The sequence below is a fragment of the Pseudomonas carassii genome, assembly GCF_036324045.1.
Classification (GTDB): Bacteria; Pseudomonadota; Gammaproteobacteria; order Pseudomonadales; family Pseudomonadaceae; genus Aquipseudomonas; species Aquipseudomonas peradeniyensis.
Genome location: NZ_JAZDCT010000021.1, coordinates 29,538 through 48,802, shown reverse-complemented (window position 1 = coordinate 48,802; position 19,265 = coordinate 29,538). Strand labels below are relative to the sequence as shown.

The following is a 19,265-nucleotide window of genomic DNA, read 5'->3' as shown; positions in this document are numbered from 1 at the left end:
GGGCGGTCGACCGCTCAGCGTTTGGCCGCCAGCCACGGCCGGCAGCTGGCGAACATGTCCAGCGATCGCTGGTAGACCTCGGTGCGTACCTGCAGCAGGCCGAGCATCGAGTGGAACAGGTTGTCCTGGGACAACGGCGCATCGCGCAGCTGGCCCAGGCATTCGGTGTCCAGGCCGAAGTCCTGGCGGTAGCTGTCGGAAAACCAGGCCAACAGCGGCACATGCTTCTGCTGGTCCGGCGCGATCATGTAGGGCGTGCCGTGCAGGAACAGGTTGTACTCGCCCAGCGACTCGCCATGGTCTGAAAGATAGATCATCGCGGTGTCGACCTTGTCCTGTCGGCTGCGCAAGGTGTCGATCAGGGTGGCCAGCACCTTGTCGGTGTAGGCCAGGGTGTTGTCGTAGCCGTTGACGATCTCCTGCTGGCTGCACTGGTTCAGGGCGTTGCTGCGGCACACCGGGGTGAAGGGTTCGGTGCCCGCAGGGTAGCGCTTGAAGTATTCGGGGCCATGGCTGCCCATCTGGTGCAGCACCAGCACAGTGTCCTGGTCGAGGTTGTCCAGCAACTCGGCCAGCCCCTGCAGCAGGATCTCGTCATGGCATTCGCCACTGGCGCACAGCGCCGGGTCCTTGAGGTTGCTCACATCGATGAACTGCACCCGGTCGCAGGTGCCCTTGCAACCGGACTGGTTGTCACGCCACTGCACCGCCAGCCCCGCGCGCTGGAGGATGTCGAGCAGGCCCTCGCGGTTCTTGGCCACGCGGGCGTCATAGTCCTTGCGCGGCATGCCGGAGAACATGCAGGGCACCGACACGGCGGTCTCGGTGCCGCAGGAGTGGACGTCGGTGAAGCTCAGCAGACCCTGCTCCTTGGCCAGCCGTGGCGTGGTGTCGCGGGCATAGCCGAGCAGGCCGAAGTTGTCCGCCCGGGCACTCTCGCCGACCACCAGCACGGTCAAAGACTTGCGCGCATGCTGCTGCCAGGCGCCATCGCGACGGGCATCTTCGCCATAGCGCTGGAACGGCCGGGTGGCGCTGCCCACCTGCTCACTGACATAACCGATGGAGGCCCCGACGATATTACTCGGCGTAAGCATCAGGCGCAGTTCATGGTGATTGCGAAACAGCGACGCCAACCCCTGGTAGTTGACCAGCGCCACCGAACCCAGGGCCGCGACGCAGGCCCCACTCACCACCAGCTTGCCCAGCAGTTCGCGGTGCCAGGGGCGATAGTCGATCCTGGCCTTCCACACCAGCAGCGAAGGCAACACACCGAGCAGCAGGATATACAGGGCAAACTTCAGCGAGAGCAGGTCGCGTACTTCTGCCGCATTGGTTTCGGCGACATTGCGGAACATGCCGGCATCAATAAGCACGCCATATTGATTCATGAAGTAAGCGACACTTGCGCCACTGAGGAACAACACGATCAATACCGGTTTCAGTACATAACGAAACGCTAGCAAGGTAAGTATGAGATTGAAAGCGAACAGCATCAGCACGGCGAACGCCAGGCTCAGCCACAGCCCCACCATGCCCGGTGGCACGATGGACTCCAGGTGTTGCCAAAGCAAGGTATTGAAGCCAATCAACAGGTACAGGCTGGCCAGCAACGTGACCCATTCGGTCCGCAGGGATTTGAGTTTCAGCATGGCGTTCGCAACAAGAGTTCATCAGCGGCCAACGCGCCCGGACGGGCAGGTTGGGAAGTTGGCCGAACTCTAGAAAGCCTAGCATCAATTTTTTGTGAAAAAGACGCCAACAATTGGTCTGTCGACGTCTTTCATCGATTAAACAACTTTCATTCAGCTGTCATTCAGCCAGGCAGGCGAAGTTTGGCGTACGGCTCGCGATCGATGTCCAGGACCTCCACGCACAGTTGGATGTCCAGGCCGGTTTGGCTGGGGATCGCCTCGCGCAGTACCTCGAGCAGGCTGTTGGACAACTGCTGCTTCACTTGCGGTGTGCGCCCGCTGAGGATCGCCAGGCGTACATGGGCGAAGGCCCGTTCGCCCGGCGCGGTACCGACCCGGTACTGGGCGAAGGCCTGGGCACGGCTCTTGATATCCAGCTCTTCGGCGAACTGACCGCTGCCGACCAGGGCGTGGTTCAGGCGCAGCAGCAGCACGTCGACGTTGAGCTCGCGCAGGTTGTCGCTGTATTCCAGGTTCAGATGAGGCATGGCACAGGTTCCGGTTACGCAGGGATGGGTGACAGCCTAACCCAGTCCCGCAATGCGGCAAAGGCGACTATCCTCTTGGTTCAGGCTCGCTTACCAACCCTGAGAGAGGTGAAGAAATGCCAGTTCCGCATGATTTGCTCGCAGACCTGCACGTGACCGCCGACCAGTTCCAGGCCCTCATCGACAAGAATCAGGACCTGCACAAGCTGCACAAGGAATACAACGCCAAGGACAAGGAAGTGGTGACCGCCGAAGGCAACGCCACCAACGACGACACCGTCAACCTGCTGCGCAGGGAACGCCTGCTGCTCAAGGACAAGATCGAACGGATCGTCCATCCGCCCAAATCCTGATTCCCCTCACTGACGCCATCGCGGGGCAAACCCGCGATGGCGTCGGCGACCGTTACGCGGACGCCTTCAACGCCGCATCCAGGTCCTCGACCAGATCCCGGTAGTCCTCGATCCCGATCGACAACCGCACCAGGTTCTCGCTGATCCCCATCACGCCCTTCTGCTCCGGGCTCAGGGAGTTGTGCGACATGCTCCAGGAGTGGTTGATCATGCTCTCCACCCCGCCCAGCGAGTCAGCCAGGACGAAGATCGACAGCGCCTCGACCAGACGGTTGACCGCGGCCCGATCCCCCTTGATGCGCAGCGCCACCACCGCGCCGCCGGTACGCATCTGGCGCTTGCTCAGCTCATGCTGCGGATGGCTTTCCAGCCCCGGGTAGTAGACCTGCTCGACCTGCGGATGCTGTTCGAGGAACTGCGCCACGCGCAGCGCGTTGGCGCTCTGGCGTTCCATGCGCACGTCGAGGGTCTTCAGCCCGCGCAGCGCCAGGTAGCAGTCGAACGGCCCCTGGATCGCGCCGACCGCCATGCTGATCTTGCGCAAGCGCCCCAGCAGCTCGTGATTGGCCGCCACCACCACGCCGCCGGTCAGGTCGGAGTGGCCGCCGATGTACTTGCTCGCCGAATGCATCACCAGATCCACGCCGAGGCTAATCGGCTGCTGGTTCCAGGGCGAGCAGAAGGTGTTGTCGATGCAGGTCATCACCCCACGGGCGCGGGCCAGGTCACAGACCGCCTTGATGTCCACCAGGTGCAGCAGCGGGTTGGTCGGGGACTCGATCCAGATCAGTTGCGTGTCCGGGCGGATCGCCGCGGCCACGGCCTCGACGTCGTTGAGGTCGACATAGGTGGTGGTCAGGCCTGAGGTGCGTCCACGGTAGTCTTCCAGCAGGCGGAAGGTGCCGCCGTAGACACCGTTCATCACCACCACATGGGCGTCCTTGGACAGCAGCTCGAGCACCGTGGCGGTGGCACTGACGCCCGAGGCGCAGGCGACCGCGCCGACGCCCTCCTCCAGCGCGGCCACGCAGGTCTCGTAGGCGTGCCGGGTCGGGTTGCTGACCCGGCTGTAGGCGTATTCGGGGTTGTCGTCCAGGCCGCGCTTGATGAACGAGCTGGAAGTGACGATGGCCGGGAAGATGGCGTTGTCGGCGACGCTGGACTGCTCACCAGCGTGGATGGTGCGGGTGGCGAAATTGCGCGGTTTGTCGGACATGGTCGGGTCCATTGACTGAGGATGGAAAACCGCCACTATCTCATATCCGCCGGGCCCAGGCGCCAACAGAACGTTGCTGTCGACGAAGCGCCTGAAAGGGTTTCAACGTTCTCAGCATGCGGCTAATCTTGGAAAACTTTCCTCCACCCCACCAGACGACACCATGGACAGTTTCGACCAGCACATCCTCACCCTGCTTCAGCGCGACGCGTCGTTGTCCCTCAAGGACCTGGCCGAGGCGGTCAACCTGTCCACCACGCCGTGCTGGAAGCGGGTCAAGCGCCTGGAAGAGGAAGGCTACATCCGCGGCCGCGTCGCCCTGCTCGACCCCGAGCGCCTGGGCCTGGGCCTGACGGTGTTCGTCCAGCTCAAGACCCAACGCCACGACAGCGCCTGGCTGGCGCAGTTCGCCGCCACGGTGACGGCGTTCGAGGAGGTGATGGAGGTGTACCGCATGTCCGGTGACTGGGACTACATGCTGCGGGTGGTGGTGGGCGACATCGCCGCCTACGACCGCTTCTACAAGAAGCTGATCACCAGCACCGACGGGCTGTCGAACATCACCTCGAGCTTTGCGATGGAGCAGATGAAGTACACCACGGCGTATCCGGTGGGGCGCTGAAAGTGCAACAGCACGCCCCTCTTCTGTAGGAGCGGCCTTGTGCCGCGAAAGGGGCGCGTAGCGCCCCCGGGTTTTCGGCATCATGCAAGATCGTCGGGGCTGCTGCGCAGCCCTTTCGCGGCACAAGGCCGCTCCTACACTGCCGTGGTGATCGCCTCGATCCGGTTACCAGGTTTGGCCTTCTCCAGCTTGATCGCCACGAACTTCGAGGTCGGTGTGTAGGTCCCCTCGCCATAGCTCTCCAGCGGCACCAATGGGTTGGTCTCCGGATAGTAGGCCGCCGCCTGGCCTTGCGGCACGTCATAGGCCACCAGGCGGAACCCCGAGACCCGCCGCTCGCGGCCATCCTCCCAGAGCGACACCAGGTCCACCTCCTCGCCTGGCTCGAAGCCCAGCCGACGGATGTCCGCTTCATTGACGAAGACCACCTCGCGCAGGCCGAACACGCCACGGTAGCGGTCGTCCAGCCCGTACAGCGTGGTGTTGTACTGGTCGTGGGAACGCAGGGTCTGCAGGATCAGGTCGGGCTTGTCGCCACGGGCCAGCACCTGGGCGTTGACCAGTTGCTCCGGCAGCGGGCTGGGGGTGAAGCACGCCTTGCCGGTGGCCGTGCGGAAGTTGCGCTCGGCGGCGTTGTTGCCCAGGTGGAAGCCACCAGGATGCTGCAGGCGCTCGTTGAACTCGCTGAAGCCCGGGATGACATCGGCGATCATGCCGCGGATGCGGCCGTAGTCGGCAATCGCATAGTCCCAGTCGATCGGCTTGTTGCCCAGGGTGGCCTTGGCCATGCCGGCGACGATGGCCGGCTCCGAGCGCAGCAACGGCGAGCGCGGTTTCAGCTGGCCATGGGAGATGTGCACCATGCTGAAGGTGTCTTCCACGGTGACGCCCTGCGGCCCTTCGGCCTGGATGTCGATCTCGGTGCGGCCCAGGCATGGCAGGATCAACGCATCGCGCCCAGTGACCAGGTGCGAGCGGTTGAGCTTGGTTGAAATCTGCACGGTCAGTTCGCAGTTGCGCAGTGCCGCGTGGGTACGCGGGGTGTCCGGAGTCGCCTGGGCGAAGTTGCCGCCCAGGGCGACGAACACCTTGGCCCGCCCCTCTTCCATGGCCTGGATCGCCAGCACGGCGTTATGACCATGTTCGCGCGGCACCGTGAACTGGAAGCGCTTCTCGATGGCATCGAGCAGCGCCGCCTTGGGTTTCTCGTCGATGCCCATGGTGCGGTCGCCCTGCACGTTGCTGTGGCCGCGCACCGGCGACAGGCCGGCGCCGGGCTTGCCAACGTTGCCGCGCAGCAGCTGCAGGTTGACGATCTCCTGCACGGTAGGCACCGAGTGGCGGTGTTGGGTCACGCCCATGGCCCAGCACATGATCACCCGCTCGGCCTTGCGGTACATGCGCGCGGCCAGCTCGATCTCGGCCTTGCTCAGGCCCGACTGCTCGACGATATGCTCCCAGGGCGTGGCGTCCACCACGGTCAGGTAGGCCTCAACGCCACTGGTATGCTCGGCGATGAAGGCATGGTCGAACACCGGCGGCTCATCATTGAGCTGTGCCTCGCGCTCCCACTGCAGGAGGAACTTGGCGATCCCGCGCATGGCCGCCATGTCGCCGCCCAGGGCCGGGCGGAAGTAGGCAGTGTTGGTCGGCTCGGAGCCGTTGCTGAGCATCTCGAACGGGTGCTGCGGGTGCTGGAAGCGCTCCAGGCCCCGCTCCTTGAGCGGGTTGAAGCAGACCACCTGGGCGCCGCGCTTGACCGCCTCGCGCAGTGGTTCGAGCATGCGCGGGTGGTTGGTGCCAGGGTTCTGGCCGATGACGAAGATCGCATCGGCCAGCTCCAGGTCATGGAACACCACAGTGCCCTTGCCCACGCCGAGGGTTTCGGCCATGCCGACGCCACTGGCCTCGTGGCACATGTTCGAGCAGTCGGGGAAGTTGTTGGTGCCATAGGCGCGCACGAACAACTGGTAGAGGAACGCCGCCTCGTTGCTGGCCCGGCCCGAGGTGTAGAACTCGGCCTGGTCCGGCGACTCGAGGCCGTTTAGGTGCCGGGCGATCAGGGCGAACGCCTCGTCCCAGCTGGTTTCGACGTAATGGTCGGTGGCTGCGTCGTAACGCATCGGGTGGGTGATGCGGCCCTGGTATTCGAGCCAGTAGTCGGTCTGCTCGAGCAGAGCGCTGACGCTGTAGCGGGCGAAGAACGCCGGATCCACCGAGCGGCCGGTGGCCTCCCAGTTGACTGCCTTGGCGCCGTTCTCGCAGAACTTGACCATGTCGCTTTCCGGCGACTCGCCCCAGGCACAGCCCGGGCAGTCGAAACCGCCGTTCTGGTTGGTCTTGAGCATGGCCCGCAGGTTCTTGAAGGCGTTCTCGCTGCCCAGCCAGCTCTTGGTCACGCTCTTGAGCGCGCCCCAGCCGGCGGCCGGCCCCTTGTAGTCCCTGATGTGTTCGTCCTGGCTCATGCTGCGCTTCTCCGCACGGTGTTTTTTTCAGCCTAAGAAGCCGCTCCCAGTGCGTCCAATCGAAATAAATGACAGCGTGATAAACCGTCTCGATCACCCGACAGAGCCCTTGAGCTCCGTGGCTTGCAGCCGTGATAGAGGAGACTGATCGAACGGTCGGGGAAAGCAATTTGACGTCACTGGGCGCAGGTTATAGCTTGAACCTTGTCTGCGGCCTTTCGCCGCCCCCAGCCACTGCACAGGTCGAGCGCGAACGTGGAAAAGAACCCCCAGGCCCTGATCGACGGTTTCAACCGCAAAGTCGATTACCTGCGGATGTCGGTCACCGACCGCTGCGATTTTCGCTGCGTCTATTGCATGGCCGAAGACATGCAGTTCCTGCCGCGCCAGCAGATTCTCAGCCTCGAGGAGCTGTACCTGGTCGCCGAGCGCTTCGTCGCCCTGGGCACCCGCAAGATCCGCCTGACCGGTGGCGAGCCCCTGGTGCGCCAGGGCATCGTCGGGCTGTGCGAGCGTATCGCCGCCCTGCCCGGCCTGCGCGAACTGTGCCTGACCAGCAATGGCTCGCAGCTCGGCCGCCTGGCCCAGCCGCTGTTCGATGCCGGCGTCTCGCGCCTGAACATCAGCCTCGACAGCCTTGACCCCGAGCGTTTTCGCGCCCTGACCCGTACCGGCGACCTCAAGCAGGTGATCGCGGGGATCGATGCCGCGCGCGCTGCGGGCTTTCGCCGTACCAAGCTCAACGCGGTGGTGCTCAAGGGCCGCAACGACCACGAAATCGTCGACCTGGTGCGCTTCGCCATCGACCGCGAGCTGGACATCTCCTTCATCGAAGAAATGCCCCTGGGCGTCATCAGCGAGCACGAGCGCGGCGAGTCCTTCTGCTCCAGCGACGACGTGCGCGCCCGCCTGGCCGAGCACTTCACCCTGGTCGAGTCAGCCGAATCCTCCCAGGGCCCGGCGCGCTACTGGCGCCTGGCCGAAGCGCCCGATACCCGGGTCGGCTTCATCTCGCCGCACAGCCACAACTTCTGCGCCACCTGCAACCGCGTGCGCCTGACCGTCGAAGGCCGCCTGCTGTTGTGCCTGGGCAACGAGCACTCGGTGGACCTCAAGCAGGTCCTGCGCCAGCACCCCGGCGACAGCGCCCGCCTGGAAAAGACCCTGCGCGACGCCATGCAGCTCAAGCCCTACCGCCACCACTTCGAAGTGGGCGGCGAGGTGCAGATCCTGCGCTTCATGAACATGACCGGCGGCTGATCGGCCGCCTCTGGAACCGTCTTGATCGTCCACTCACGCCCCGACATGCTGCGCGTGCTGTTCACCCTCAAGGGCTCGATCGTCCAGCGCATCGCCTTGCGCTGCCTGGCGGTGACCTTGCTGGCGGCGCTGATCGTGCTGATCGAGCGGCACTACCCGGCGCTGTTCTACCCGGTCAGCGCCACGCCCTTCACCCTGCTGGGGCTGTCGCTGTCGATCTTCATGAGTTTTCGCAACAACGCCTGCTACGACCGCTGGTGGGAGGGTCGCAAGGCCTGGGGGCGGATGATCATCGAAGCGCGCTCGTTCGTGCGCGAAAGCGTGGCGATCGAGGATCAGCAGTTGCGCACGCAGATGCTGCGTGGCCTGTGCGGCTTCGCCCATGCCCTGAATGCCCGGCTGCGCAACGAAGACGAACTGCCCCTGGCACGCACCTGGCTGGCCGAGGACGCGCCGATCACCGCGCACAACGTGTGCGATGGCATCCTGCGCGATATCGGTGCCCAATGCTCACGGTTGGCGAAGGACGGCACGATCAGCGAATTCCGCTACACCCTCCTGGAGCAGCGCCTGGCCGGTCTGTCGGACGTGCAGGCCACCTGCGAGCGGATCAAGGGCACGCCGCTGCCGTTTCCCTACACCCTGCTGCTGCACCGCACCATCTACATCTTCTGCCTGCTGCTGCCGTTCGCCCTGGCAGAACCGCTGGGCTGGCTGGCACCGCTGTTCACCACCATCGTCAGTTACACGTTCTTTGGCCTGGATGCGATCGGCAACGAGCTGGAGGATCCGTTCGGCCGGGACGAGAACGATCTGCCGACCGATGCGCTGGTGCGCACCGTCGAGCGCGATGTGCTGGCGGCGCTGGGGCATGAGCCGCTGCCACCGGCGTTGGTGCCGGTGGATCATGTGCTGAGCTGAATAGTCGGTACAGGAAAGTACTAGCCTCGGCTTTCGCAGGCCCCGATTGGCTTCAGGTGCGCGACAAAGTTGCACGGCCGGTGCCGCGCATCCAGCTGCTCGGCCAGGATGCCTTCCCAGGCCGTGCGGCAGGCGCCGGTCGAGCCCGGCAGGCAGCACACCAGGGTGCCGTTGGCCATGCCGGCCAGGGCCCGGCTCTGCACGGTCGAGGTGCCGATATCGAGGATCGACAGGGCGCGGAACAGCTCGCCAAACCCGTCGATGCGCTTGTCCAGCAGGCAGTCGACCGCCTCCGGCGTGCTGTCGCGCCCGGTGAAGCCGGTACCGCCGGTGATCAGCACCACCTGCACTTGGTCGTCGGCGATCCAGGTGGCGACCTGGGCGCGGATCTTGTACAGGTCGTCCTTGAGCAGCTCCCGCGCCACCAGGCGGTGGCCCACACCGACGGCGCGGCTGGCCAGCAGCTCGCCAGAGGTATCGGTGTCGTAGGTACGGGTGTCGCTGACGGTCAGCACCGCGATGTTCAGCGGTACGAACACCGCGTCCGGTTTAACGCTCATGGCCTTTGCTCCAGGATTGGCTTCGCGGCCACGTTAGAGACAAGCCCCGGCAGCGTCCAATCGATAGGACGTACCGAGTGATCGACGGTTTCTATCGCCGCTATCGACCCCACTACCGGGTCGGTGAAATGTTCATCAAAGATTAGCCAGGTGCTTCACTCTTGGTTAAGGTCTACCCACCCCGCAACCCCAGGCCGCACCATGGACATCAAACAGCTCAAGTTCCTCATCGCCCTCGACCAGACCCGCCACTTCGGCCAGGCCGCGGCGCTGTGCCACATCACCCAGCCGACCCTGTCCATGCGCCTGCGCAACCTCGAGGACGAACTGGACCTGGTGCTGGTCAAGCGCGGCCAGCGCTTCGAAGGCTTCACCGAAGCCGGCGAACGCATCCTGGCCTGGGCCCGCACCCTGCTCGCCGCCCATGACGGCCTGCAGGCCGAGGCCGCCAGCTGTCGCGGCCAGGTGGTCGGCAGCCTGCGCCTGGGCACCGTGCCGCTGGCCAGCTTCAACCCCATGCAACTGCTGATGCCACTGCGCGAGAAGTACCCCGAGCTGCACTTCCAGCTGTCGTCGCTGAGCTCCGAGCAGGTGATCGATGGCCTGAGCCGCAACCAGCTCGACCTGGGCATCTGCTACCTCGACCAGGTCAACACCAGCTTCTTCGAAGTGATCGAGCTGAGCACCACCACCATGGGCCTGCTGCACGACACCCGGCACTTCCAGTTCGAGGCCGACAGCCTGCGCTGGGAAGACCTCGGCGAGCTGCCGCTGGGCCTGCTGAGCAAAGGCATGCACTACCGCCAGTCCCTCGACCTGAGCTTGCGCAGCCGTGGCCTTGCGCCCAATGCCGTGCTCGAGAGCGACTCGACTTTCCAGCTGATCCAGGCGATCAACACCGGCGTGTGCTGCGCGGTCATGCCGCTCGATTGCGGCCTGGAAGACCTCAACAAGCACATGCGCATCATCCCCGTGCAGGAAGCCAGCATCCACAGCCCGGTCGGCCTGCTGCTGCGCCGCAGCGAGCCGCGCTCGGCCATCGCCGAGCAGTGCTTCGACGAGGCCCGCGCCCTGTTCAGCAGCGAGTGATCAGCACTTGATCAATGCGAGCATGGCCATGTTGCGTGGGCGGGTGATCCCGGAGTAACCACGGTCACCGAACAGACCTGGCAATGCATAGTTGACCCGCGCATCGACCCCACCCAGCGAAATGGTCGAATACTCGTCGGTGGAGTAGGCATCGACGCCCATCGCGACTTGCGAAGCGGGACCTGTGTTCTGCGTGGTGGATGCACTCCAGACGCCGTTGGCTATGTTCTCGGTGGTGTCGTAAGGGTAGAGGCTGCCCTTCTGCCAGGAGCCGAACGCCCGGCCTTGGTCTACCCCACGGCCGTCATCGAAGCCACGGATGAACTCACCGCGCAGGTCAGGCAGACCGAAGGTCGTGACACCATCGCCAGCGCCATAGGTGGTGCCGATGGCTGCGAACAATGCACCATGCTCGGCGCGAGACACCAATGCCCCATCGGCCTTCAGCCAGCCCACCGGCGCCTCGTTGGCTGCGGAGAACTTGATGTCACCAGGCGCGGCTCCGGAGAAACCGATGATCTGGCCAAGCGTCACGGCATGCTGGCTATGCGTGGCATTGGCCACCTGCTGGGCACCACCCTCGCAGTTCAGCAGGATCCAGCACAGGGCTCCCTGGTTGAGCAGTGGACCGAGGTAGGAAACCAGCGTCACATTGCCGCCAGCGACAATCTCGTTGCCTTGCAACAGCTGGCCACCGAGACCGTAGATCGGCGCGGCTGCCAGACCATCGGGAGCATAGGACGCATCCGCTACGTTGGTGCTGGTCGCACGAAAGTACTGAACGACACCATCGGTAGTGGGGAGCGCCGCAAAAGGCAGGGAATTCTTGGCGGTAAAAGCGGTTGTCATCGTGAACATCCTGTATCGATTGAATTTACGCACGCTACTGAGTAGCGCTGAAATCCATTTTATGCGTAAACGCATAATCAATCAATGCATTAATGCATCAACCTTCAATTCGTTGCCATCCGGTACTGCCGCGGCGTGAAACCGGTCAGTTGCCTGAACTGCCGGCTGAAGGCGCTGTGGTCGGTGTAGCCACAGCGCAGGGCCACCTCGATGATCGGCAGGTCGCTGTGCAGCAACTGGTGCGCATGCTCCAGGCGGGCCTTGTGGATCATCTGCCGGGGCGTGAGGTGGAACACCCGCTTGCAGTAGCGCTCCAGTTGCGCCACCGAGATCCCGGCGATGCGGGTCAGCTCGCCCATGCTGATCGGCTGGTGGAAATGCGCGCGGATATGCGCATCCACCGCAGCCAGGCGCTGGTAGGCGGGATGGGTGTCGGCGGCTGACTGCAGGTCGACGGAAATGCCCACCAGGCCGATGATCATCCCCGCTGGATCGTACAGTGGGCGTTTGTGGGTCAGGCACCAGCCCGGCTCGCGGCTGCCGTACAGGTGCAGCTCCAGTTGGTCTTCAAGCACCAGGCCCTGCTCCAGCACCCGGCGGTCCTGCTCGGTGTAGCCGGGACCCAGGCGCGCCGGGAACACTTCGGCGCTGGTCTTGCCCAGCAGCGGTTGCAGGTGCTTCAGGCCGCAGCGCTGGACCAGTGTGCGATTGGCCAGGACGTAACGGGCCTGGTCGTCCTTGATGAAGATCGCCGCATTGGCGATCACGTCGAGCATGGGCAGCAGCCAGACCACACCGGTGAGCAGGGCCTCGAGGGATTCGGGGCGGTGCTGGTCGAGGGTCTGGTATAGGGTTGCCAGTGAGTCGTGTGACATTCAATCAGGTCTCCGGTGGCAGGGCCGGCCTCTTCGCGGGACAAGCCCGCTCGTACAGGGATCGCGCCGATCTCGAAGCAAGCGCAATACCTGTAGGAGCGGGCTTGTCCCGCGAAGAGGCCGGTATTGCCACTGCATCTCTCCAGCCCTTGCAGGCTATGCAATCCAGCCTATCCAGCCACCGCCCCAGCTCGCCAGTCTTTTCTTCGACTGTGCCGATTTCGTCACCCACCCTGCAGAAAACCATCAAGAACCTCAGCCTCGATCGGTCCACTCTATGCCCCACGCAAGCCGCCCCACGATCTACAAGAGCGCGGCCGACCAAGCCGCATCGTGACATCAGACCTGCCTATCCAAAACCTACAAAAAGGCGCAACCATGTCAGGCAAATTCAAGAAACAGCTGTCCCTGCTGGACCTCACCTTCATCGGCCTGGGGGCCATCTTCGGCTCCGGTTGGCTGTTCGCCGCCAGCCACGTCTCGGCCATCGCCGGCCCGGCCGGCATCCTCTCCTGGTTCCTCGGCGGCTTCGCCGTGCTGCTGCTGGGCATCGTCTACTGCGAGCTCGGCGCCGCCCTGCCGCGGGCCGGTGGCGTGGTGCGTTACCCGGTGTACTCCCATGGCCCGCTGCTGGGCTACCTGATGGGCTTCATCACCCTGATCGCCTTCTCCAGCCTGATTGCCATCGAGGTGGTCGCCTCGCGCCAGTACGCCGCGGCCTGGTTCCCGGCGCTGACCAAGACCGGCTCCAGCGACCCGACGGTGCTTGGCTGGCTGGTGCAGTTCGCCCTGCTCGGGCTGTTCTTCCTGCTCAACTACCGCAGCGTGAAGACCTTCGCCAAGGCCAACAACCTGGTCAGCGTGTTCAAGTTCATCGTGCCGCTGCTGGTGATCGGCGTGCTGTTCACCTTCTTCAAGCCGGAGAACTTCGAGGTCCAGGGCTTCGCGCCGTTCGGCCTGTCCGGCGTGGAAATGGCGGTGTCGGCCGGCGGCATCATCTTCGCCTACCTGGGGCTCACGCCGATCATCTCGGTGGCCAGCGAGGTGAAGAACCCGCAGCGTACCATCCCCATCGCGCTGATCCTCTCGGTGCTGCTGTCCACCGCGATCTATGCCCTGCTGCAACTGGCGTTCCTCGGCAGCGTGCCGACCGAGATGCTCGCCAACGGCTGGGCCGGGGTGACCAAGGAACTGGCCCTGCCCTACCGTGACATCGCCCTGGCCCTGGGTGTCGGCTGGCTGGCCTACCTAGTGGTGGCCGACGCGGTGATCTCGCCTAGCGGCTGCGGCAACATCTACATGAATGCCACCCCACGGGTGATCTATGGCTGGGCGCAGACCGGCACCTTCTTCAAGTACTTCACCCGCATCGACGAGCAGTCCGGCATCCCGCGCCCGGCGCTGTGGCTGACCTTCGGCCTGGCGGTGTTCTGGACCCTGCCGTTTCCGTCCTGGGAAGCGCTGATCAACGTGGTGTCCGCCGCCCTGGTACTGAGCTACGCCGTGGCCCCGGTATCGGTCGCCGCCCTGCGCCGCAGCGCCCCCGGCATGCCACGGCCGTTCCGCGTCAAGGGCATGGGCGTGCTCGGCCCGCTGTCGTTCATCATCGCCGCGCTGATCGTCTACTGGTCGGGCTGGAACACCGTGTCCTGGCTGCTGGCGCTGCAGATCGTGATGTTCGTGCTGTACCTGCTGTGCCGCCGCTTCGTGCCCACCGAACACCTGTCGCTGGGTCAGCAGGTGCGCTCGTCAGCCTGGCTGATCGGCTTCTACGCCGTGACCATTTTCCTTTCCTGGCTGGGCAGCTTCGGCGGCCTGGGCGTGATCGGCCATCCGCTGGACACCGTGATCGTCGCCGCCAGTGCCCTGGGCATCTACTACTGGGGCGCGGCCACCGGCGTGCCGGCCCGGCTGGTGCGGCTCGATGGCGACGATGAAAGCGAAGCCGGCAGCGAACCCCATGCCGGCCAGCACCCCGCCGCCGTCGCCTCCTGCCCCACTACCGAATGGACACGCTGATGAAACAGGTTCATGTAATCGACTCCCACACCGGCGGCGAACCGACCCGCCTGGTGATGAAGGGTTTCCCGCCGCTGCACGGCCGCAGCATGGCCGAGCAGCGCGACGAACTGCGCGAGCTGCACGACCACTGGCGCCGCGCCTGCCTGCTGGAGCCGCGCGGCAACGATGTGCTGGTGGGCGCGCTGTACTGCCCGCCAATCTCTGCGGATGCCACCTGCGGGGTGATCTTCTTCAACAACACCGGCTATCTGAACATGTGCGGCCACGGCACCATCGGCCTGGTCGCCTCGCTGCGCCACCTGGGCCTGATCGAGCCGGGCGCGCACAAGATCGACACGCCGGTTGGCCAGGTCAGTGCCACCCTGCATGAGGACGGCGCCGTCACCGTCGGCAACGTGCCGTCCTACCGCCACCGCCGGCAGGTGGCGGTGGACGTGCCAGGCCATGGCCTGGTGCGCGGCGACATCGCCTGGGGCGGCAACTGGTTCTTCCTGGTTTCCGACCACGGCCAGCGCATCGAGCTGGACAACCGAGAAGCCCTCACCGACTACACCTGGACCCTGCTCAAGGCCCTCGAGGCCCAGGGGATCACTGGCGAACACGGCGCCCTGATCGACCATGTCGAGCTATTCGCCGACGATGCCAACGCCGACAGCCGCAACTTCGTCATGTGCCCCGGCAAGGCCTACGACCGCTCGCCCTGCGGCACCGGCACCAGCGCCAAGCTGGCGTGCCTGGCCGCCGACGGCAAGCTCGCCGAAGGCCAGACCTGGGTCCAGGCCAGCATCACTGGCAGCCAGTTCCACGGCCGCTACGAACGCGACGGTGAACGCATTCGCCCGTTCATCACCGGCCGCGCCCACATGACCGCCGACAGCACCCTGCTGATCGACGAGCAGGATCCCTTCGCCTGGGGCATCTGACCCCGTTCATTTCCCACTGAATACCGCCAGGAGTGACAACAATGACCGACAACATCTTCACCGGCACCATGCCCGCCCTGATGACCCCCTGCACCGCCGAGCGCAAGCCGGACTTCGACGCCCTGGTGCGCAAGGGCCGCGAACTGATCGACGCCGGCATGAGCGCGGTGGTGTACTGCGGCTCGATGGGCGACTGGCCGCTGCTGACCGAGGCCGAGCGCCAGGAGGGCGTGGCGCGCCTGGTCGCCGCCGGCATCCCGACCATTGTCGGCACCGGCGCGGTGAACACCCGCGAGGCGGTGTCCCACGCTGCCCACGCCGCCAGGGTCGGTGCCGCCGGCCTGATGGTCATCCCCCGGGTGCTGTCCCGAGGCGCTTCGCTGACCGCCCAGCAGCATCACTTCTCGGCGATCCTCGCCGCCGCGCCGAAGCTGCCGGCAGTGATCTACAACAGCCCCTACTATGGTTTCGCCACCCGCGCCGACCTGTTCTTCGCCCTGCGTCGCGAGTACCCCAACCTGATCGGCTTCAAGGAATTCGGCGGCGCCGCCGACCTGCGCTACGCCGCCGAGCACATCACCTCCCAGGACGATGACGTGACCCTGATGGTCGGCGTCGACACGCAAGTGGTGCACGGTTTCGTCAACTGCAACGCCACCGGCGCCATCACCGGCATCGGCAACGCGCTGCCCCGCGAAGTGCTGCAACTGGTCAGCCTGAGCAAGCGCGCCGCCAAGGGCGATGCCAAGGCCCGACGCCAGGCCCGGGAGCTGGAATCGGCGCTGGCGGTGCTGTCGTCGTTCGATGAAGGCTGCGACCTGGTGCTGTACTACAAGCACCTGATGGTGCTCAACGGCGACAGCGAGTACCGCCTGCACTTCAATGAAACCGACGCCCTCACCGACGCCCAGCGCCACTACGCCGAGCAGCAGTACGCGCTGTTCCGCAACTGGTACGCCAGCTGGTCGGCCGAGCAGAACATCGCCTGATCCCTTGGCAGCGACGCGCCCCTTTGTAGGAGCGGCCTTGTGCCGCGAAAGGGGCGCGCAGCGCCCCCTGCAGTTTCAGACCTCACCCAGATTCTCCAGGACGCCCCATGACCCTCACCGGCAATCTACTGATCGGCCAGCGCGCCGTCACAGGCACCCAGGCCGCGATCCATGCCATCGACCCGGCCACCAACACCCCGCTCGCCCCACCCTACGCCGGCGCCAGCGCCGAACAGGTAACCCAGGCCTGCGCCCTGGCCTGGGCGGCATTCGATATTTACCGCGAAACTACCCTCGAACAACGCGCCCACTTCCTCGAAACCATCGCCGAGCAGATCGAAGCCCTGGGCGATGCCCTGATCGACCGCGCCAACGCCGAGACCGGCCTGCCCAAGGCTCGTCTGCTGGGCGAGCGCGGCCGCACCTGCGCGCAACTGCGCACCTTCGCTCGCGTGGTGCGGGCCGGTGAATGGCTGGATGTACGGGTGGACAACGCCCTGCCCGAGCGCCAGCCACTGCCACGCCCCGACCTGCGCCAAAGACAGCTTGCCCTGGGCCCGGTGGCGGTGTTCGGCGCCAGCAATTTCCCGCTGGCCTTCTCGGTGGCCGGCGGCGACACCGCCTCGGCACTGGCCGCCGGTTGCCCGGTGGTGGTCAAGGCCCATGGCGCCCACCCCGGCACCAGCGAACTGGTCGGCCAGGCCGTGGCCCGGGCGGTCGCGCAGTGCGAGCTGCCCGAAGGCGTATTCTCGCTGCTGTACGGCGCCGGCCGTGAGGTCGGTATCGGTCTGGTCAGCGACCCACGCATCAAGGCCGTTGGCTTCACCGGTTCGCGCAGCGGCGGTCTCGCGCTGTGCCAGGCCGCCCAGGCACGTCCCGAGCCAATCCCCGTCTATGCCGAAATGAGCTCGATCAACCCGGTGTTCCTCTTCGAAGCCGCCCTGCAGGCCCGAGCGGAACCTCTGGCCCAAGCCTTCGTCACTTCGCTGACTCAGGGCGCCGGCCAGTTCTGTACCAACCCCGGGCTGCTGATCGCCCGTCAGGGGCTGGCCCTCGAACGCTTCATCAATGCCGCCGCCGAGCAAGTCCGGCAAGCCGCAGCGCAGACCATGCTCACCCCCGGCATTGCCGGCGCCTATGCCAAAGGCGTCGCCGCACTGGGTGAGAACCGCAATGCCCGCCAGATCGCCAGCGGCCAGCCCAATCAAGGCCCGAACCAGTGCCAGGCGCACCTGTTCGTCACCTCGGCCCAGGCGTTTCTTGCCGATCCGGCACTGCAGGCCGAAGTGTTCGGCGCCGCCTCGCTGGTGGTCGCTTGCGACAACGACGAGCAGATCCGCCAGATCGCCGAACACCTGGAAGGGCAGCTGACCGCCACCCTGCACCTGGACGCCGCCGACCTCAACTGCGCCCGCCATCTGCTACCCACCCTCGAACGCAAAGCCGGGCGGATCCTGGTTAACGGCTGGCCGACCGGGGTCGAGGTCTGCGACGCGATGGTCCACGGCGGCCCGTTCCCGGCCACCTCCGACACCCGCAGCACCTCGGTAGGCACCGCGGCGATCCTGCGTTTCCTGCGCCCGGTGTGCTACCAGGATTTCCCTGACGCGCTGCTGCCCGATGCGCTGCAACAGGGCAACCCGCTGCAACTGCGCCGCTTGCTCGATGGCCGGCGGGAAGGCTGAACCATGACCGCCACTGACACGGACATCGCCGTGGTCGGCGCCGGCATCGTCGGCGTCGCCTGCGCCCTGCAGCTGGCCCGCCAGGGCCGCCGGGTGCTGCTGATCGATCGCCAGGCGCCGGGCCACGGGGCGTCGTTTGGCAATGCCGGGCACCTGGCCACCGAGCAGGTGTTTCCCATCGCCGACCTGTCGATTCTCAAGCGCCTGCCGGCCATGCTGCTAGACCCGATGGGCCCGCTGCGCCTGGACTGGAAGTACCTGCCACGGGCCCTGCCCTGGTTCACCCGCCTGCTGCTCAACCTGCGACCGGCGCCGTTCCAGCGTAGCGTCGCGGGCCTTCGTGCGCTGAACGAAAGCAGCCTCGGCGCCTGGCAACGGCTGCTCGCATCCATCGACCGCAGCCACCTGCTCAAGGAAGACGGTTCGCTGCTGGTGTTCGAACGCCACGAATCGCGCCAGGCGCTCGCGGCATTGCGCGCCCGCCTGCAGGCACAGGCCGTGCCCGTGGACCTGTGGTCGGCAGAAGCAGTGAGCGAAGCGGCGCCACAGTTAAGCCCGTCGATCCTGGGCGGCCTGTTTTTCCCACGCACCGGTCACTTCCTCGACCCCTATCAGGTGGTCTGCGACCTGTTCAGCGCCGCCAGGGCCAGCGGCGTGCGCTTCCTGCGCGCCGAGGTCGATGGCGGCCGGGTGCATGGCCAGGGCATCAGCCTCGCAAGCGACCAGGGCACCCTCGAGGCCCGCCAGGTGTTGATCAGCACCGGGGCACATTCGGCCAGGCTCACGGCCGCCCTGACCGGTCGGCAGGTACCACTGGATACCGAGCGCGGCTACCACCTGATGCTGCCAGCGGAGCATCAACGCCTGCCGTTCGCCGTCACCTCGCTGGAGCGCAAGTTCATCATGACACCCATGGCCGACGGCCTGCGCCTGGCCGGCACGGTGGAGTTCGCCGGGCTCGAGGCGCCGCCGAGCATGCAGCGGGCGTGGCAACTGCATCGGTTGAGCAAGGGCTTGTTCCGGCGTGAGCTGGATGCCGAGGGGGCAACGCCGTGGATGGGGTTCCGGCCTTCGTTGCCGGATTCACTGCCGGTGATCGACCGGGTGGCCGATGGCAAGGTGCTGCTGGCGTTCGGGCATCAGCACCTGGGGTTGACCCAGGCGGCGGTGACGGCGGAGTGGGTGGGACGGCTGGCTGCCGGGGCCGAGGTGGAACAGGCATACAGGTTGGATCGGTTCTGAGATTGCCGGGGG

The 19,265-nt window shown here is 65.6% G+C and carries 17 protein-coding genes; 10 read left to right on the top strand and 7 right to left on the bottom strand.

Annotation, left to right across the window (positions count from 1 at the left end):
- Positions 1–14: 14 nt before the first annotated feature.
- Together V0R62_RS16405 and V0R62_RS16400 are read right to left on the bottom strand one after the other, a co-directional pair.
- The gene (locus V0R62_RS16405) at positions 15–1,652 is read right to left on the bottom strand and encodes a phosphoethanolamine transferase (RefSeq protein ID WP_330104497.1); all 1,638 of its coding nucleotides are present in this window, start codon (positions 1,650–1,652) and stop codon (positions 15–17) included.
- A gap of 164 nt (positions 1,653–1,816) precedes the next feature.
- Complete coding sequence (locus V0R62_RS16400; protein ID WP_330104496.1) at positions 1,817–2,182, bottom strand: 5-carboxymethyl-2-hydroxymuconate Delta-isomerase; 366 nt, start codon at positions 2,180–2,182, stop codon at positions 1,817–1,819.
- Between the two features lie 116 nt (positions 2,183–2,298).
- On the opposite strand from V0R62_RS16400, the gene V0R62_RS16395 reads away from it, so the two are divergent.
- Positions 2,299–2,535: a DUF465 domain-containing protein gene (locus V0R62_RS16395; protein WP_050704311.1), complete on the top strand. Its 237-nt coding sequence runs from the start codon at positions 2,299–2,301 to the stop codon at positions 2,533–2,535.
- Between the two features lie 52 nt (positions 2,536–2,587).
- Here V0R62_RS16395 and V0R62_RS16390 read toward each other — a convergent pair whose 3' ends face one another.
- Complete coding sequence (locus tag V0R62_RS16390; RefSeq protein ID WP_330104523.1) at positions 2,588–3,763, bottom strand: trans-sulfuration enzyme family protein; 1,176 nt, start codon at positions 3,761–3,763, stop codon at positions 2,588–2,590.
- Positions 3,764–3,914: 151 nt separating this feature from the next.
- Between V0R62_RS16390 and V0R62_RS16385 the strand changes: the two genes are divergently transcribed.
- On the top strand, positions 3,915–4,373 hold the full coding sequence (locus V0R62_RS16385) for an Lrp/AsnC family transcriptional regulator (protein ID WP_046856697.1): 459 nt from the start codon (positions 3,915–3,917) through the stop codon (positions 4,371–4,373).
- A 134-nt stretch (positions 4,374–4,507) separates the two neighbouring features.
- Here V0R62_RS16385 and V0R62_RS16380 read toward each other — a convergent pair whose 3' ends face one another.
- Positions 4,508–6,838, bottom strand: coding sequence for an FdhF/YdeP family oxidoreductase (locus V0R62_RS16380; RefSeq protein ID WP_330104495.1), 2,331 nt, complete (start codon positions 6,836–6,838; stop codon positions 4,508–4,510).
- A gap of 255 nt (positions 6,839–7,093) precedes the next feature.
- Between V0R62_RS16380 and moaA the strand changes: the two genes are divergently transcribed.
- Complete coding sequence (gene moaA / locus V0R62_RS16375) at positions 7,094–8,098, top strand: GTP 3',8-cyclase MoaA (RefSeq protein WP_050704307.1); 1,005 nt, start codon at positions 7,094–7,096, stop codon at positions 8,096–8,098.
- Positions 8,099–8,119: 21 nt separating this feature from the next.
- Entirely contained in the window at positions 8,120–9,019 is a 900-nt protein-coding gene (locus V0R62_RS16370; protein ID WP_330104494.1) for a bestrophin family protein, read from the top strand.
- Between the two features lie 20 nt (positions 9,020–9,039).
- Here the strand turns inward: V0R62_RS16370 and moaB are convergent, their stop codons facing one another.
- Entirely contained in the window at positions 9,040–9,579 is a 540-nt protein-coding gene (gene moaB, locus V0R62_RS16365; RefSeq protein ID WP_186715522.1) for a molybdenum cofactor biosynthesis protein B, read from the bottom strand.
- A 201-nt stretch (positions 9,580–9,780) separates the two neighbouring features.
- On the opposite strand from moaB, the gene V0R62_RS16360 reads away from it, so the two are divergent.
- Entirely contained in the window at positions 9,781–10,668 is an 888-nt protein-coding gene (locus V0R62_RS16360; protein WP_330104493.1) for a LysR family transcriptional regulator, read from the top strand.
- On the opposite strand, the gene V0R62_RS26875 is transcribed toward V0R62_RS16360, so the two are convergent.
- Together V0R62_RS26875 and V0R62_RS16350 are read right to left on the bottom strand one after the other, a co-directional pair.
- Positions 10,669–11,517 carry a phage tail protein gene (locus V0R62_RS26875; RefSeq protein WP_408005693.1) on the bottom strand — a complete coding sequence of 283 codons (849 nt, stop codon included), beginning with the start codon at positions 11,515–11,517 and terminating at the stop codon, positions 10,669–10,671.
- A 104-nt stretch (positions 11,518–11,621) separates the two neighbouring features.
- Positions 11,622–12,392, bottom strand: a complete 771-nt coding sequence (locus V0R62_RS16350; protein ID WP_330104492.1) for an AraC family transcriptional regulator — start codon at positions 12,390–12,392, stop codon at positions 11,622–11,624.
- Positions 12,393–12,770: 378 nt separating this feature from the next.
- Between V0R62_RS16350 and V0R62_RS16345 the strand changes: the two genes are divergently transcribed.
- The 5 genes from V0R62_RS16345 to V0R62_RS16325 all read left to right on the top strand — a co-directional run bounded on the left by V0R62_RS16345 (position 12,771) and on the right by V0R62_RS16325 (position 19,253).
- A complete protein-coding gene (locus V0R62_RS16345; RefSeq protein WP_330104491.1) occupies positions 12,771–14,411 on the top strand; it encodes an APC family permease in 1,641 nt (546 codons plus the stop codon).
- Entirely contained in the window at positions 14,411–15,337 is a 927-nt protein-coding gene (locus V0R62_RS16340) for a 4-hydroxyproline epimerase (protein WP_330104490.1), read from the top strand. The genes V0R62_RS16345 and V0R62_RS16340 overlap by 1 nt, the downstream gene beginning before the upstream one ends.
- Before the next feature lie 41 nt (positions 15,338–15,378).
- Entirely contained in the window at positions 15,379–16,326 is a 948-nt protein-coding gene (locus V0R62_RS16335; protein ID WP_330104489.1) for a dihydrodipicolinate synthase family protein, read from the top strand.
- A gap of 107 nt (positions 16,327–16,433) precedes the next feature.
- Positions 16,434–18,011, top strand: a complete 1,578-nt coding sequence (locus V0R62_RS16330; protein ID WP_330104488.1) for an aldehyde dehydrogenase (NADP(+)) — start codon at positions 16,434–16,436, stop codon at positions 18,009–18,011.
- Between the two features lie 3 nt (positions 18,012–18,014).
- A complete protein-coding gene (locus V0R62_RS16325; protein WP_330104487.1) occupies positions 18,015–19,253 on the top strand; it encodes an NAD(P)/FAD-dependent oxidoreductase in 1,239 nt (412 codons plus the stop codon).
- Positions 19,254–19,265 lie beyond the last annotated feature (12 nt).

Excerpts from the sequence above, each read along its gene's own strand:
- V0R62_RS16405 (WP_330104497.1), bottom strand. The coding sequence starts at position 1,652 with ATGCTGAAACTCAAATCCCTGCGGACCGAATGGGTCACGTTGCTGGCC.
- V0R62_RS16400 (WP_330104496.1), bottom strand. The coding sequence starts at position 2,182 with ATGCCTCATCTGAACCTGGAATACAGCGACAACCTGCGCGAGCTCAAC.
- V0R62_RS16395 (WP_050704311.1), top strand. The coding sequence starts at position 2,299 with ATGCCAGTTCCGCATGATTTGCTCGCAGACCTGCACGTGACCGCCGAC.
- V0R62_RS16390 (WP_330104523.1), bottom strand. The coding sequence starts at position 3,763 with ATGGACCCGACCATGTCCGACAAACCGCGCAATTTCGCCACCCGCACC.
- V0R62_RS16385 (WP_046856697.1), top strand. The coding sequence starts at position 3,915 with ATGGACAGTTTCGACCAGCACATCCTCACCCTGCTTCAGCGCGACGCG.
- V0R62_RS16380 (WP_330104495.1), bottom strand. The coding sequence starts at position 6,838 with ATGAGCCAGGACGAACACATCAGGGACTACAAGGGGCCGGCCGCCGGC.
- moaB (WP_186715522.1), bottom strand. The coding sequence starts at position 9,579 with ATGAGCGTTAAACCGGACGCGGTGTTCGTACCGCTGAACATCGCGGTG.
- V0R62_RS16360 (WP_330104493.1), top strand. The coding sequence starts at position 9,781 with ATGGACATCAAACAGCTCAAGTTCCTCATCGCCCTCGACCAGACCCGC.
- V0R62_RS26875 (WP_408005693.1), bottom strand. The coding sequence starts at position 11,517 with ATGACAACCGCTTTTACCGCCAAGAATTCCCTGCCTTTTGCGGCGCTC.
- V0R62_RS16350 (WP_330104492.1), bottom strand. The coding sequence starts at position 12,392 with ATGTCACACGACTCACTGGCAACCCTATACCAGACCCTCGACCAGCAC.
- V0R62_RS16345 (WP_330104491.1), top strand. The coding sequence starts at position 12,771 with ATGTCAGGCAAATTCAAGAAACAGCTGTCCCTGCTGGACCTCACCTTC.
- V0R62_RS16340 (WP_330104490.1), top strand. The coding sequence starts at position 14,411 with ATGAAACAGGTTCATGTAATCGACTCCCACACCGGCGGCGAACCGACC.
- V0R62_RS16335 (WP_330104489.1), top strand. The coding sequence starts at position 15,379 with ATGACCGACAACATCTTCACCGGCACCATGCCCGCCCTGATGACCCCC.
- V0R62_RS16330 (WP_330104488.1), top strand. The coding sequence starts at position 16,434 with ATGACCCTCACCGGCAATCTACTGATCGGCCAGCGCGCCGTCACAGGC.
- V0R62_RS16325 (WP_330104487.1), top strand. The coding sequence starts at position 18,015 with ATGACCGCCACTGACACGGACATCGCCGTGGTCGGCGCCGGCATCGTC.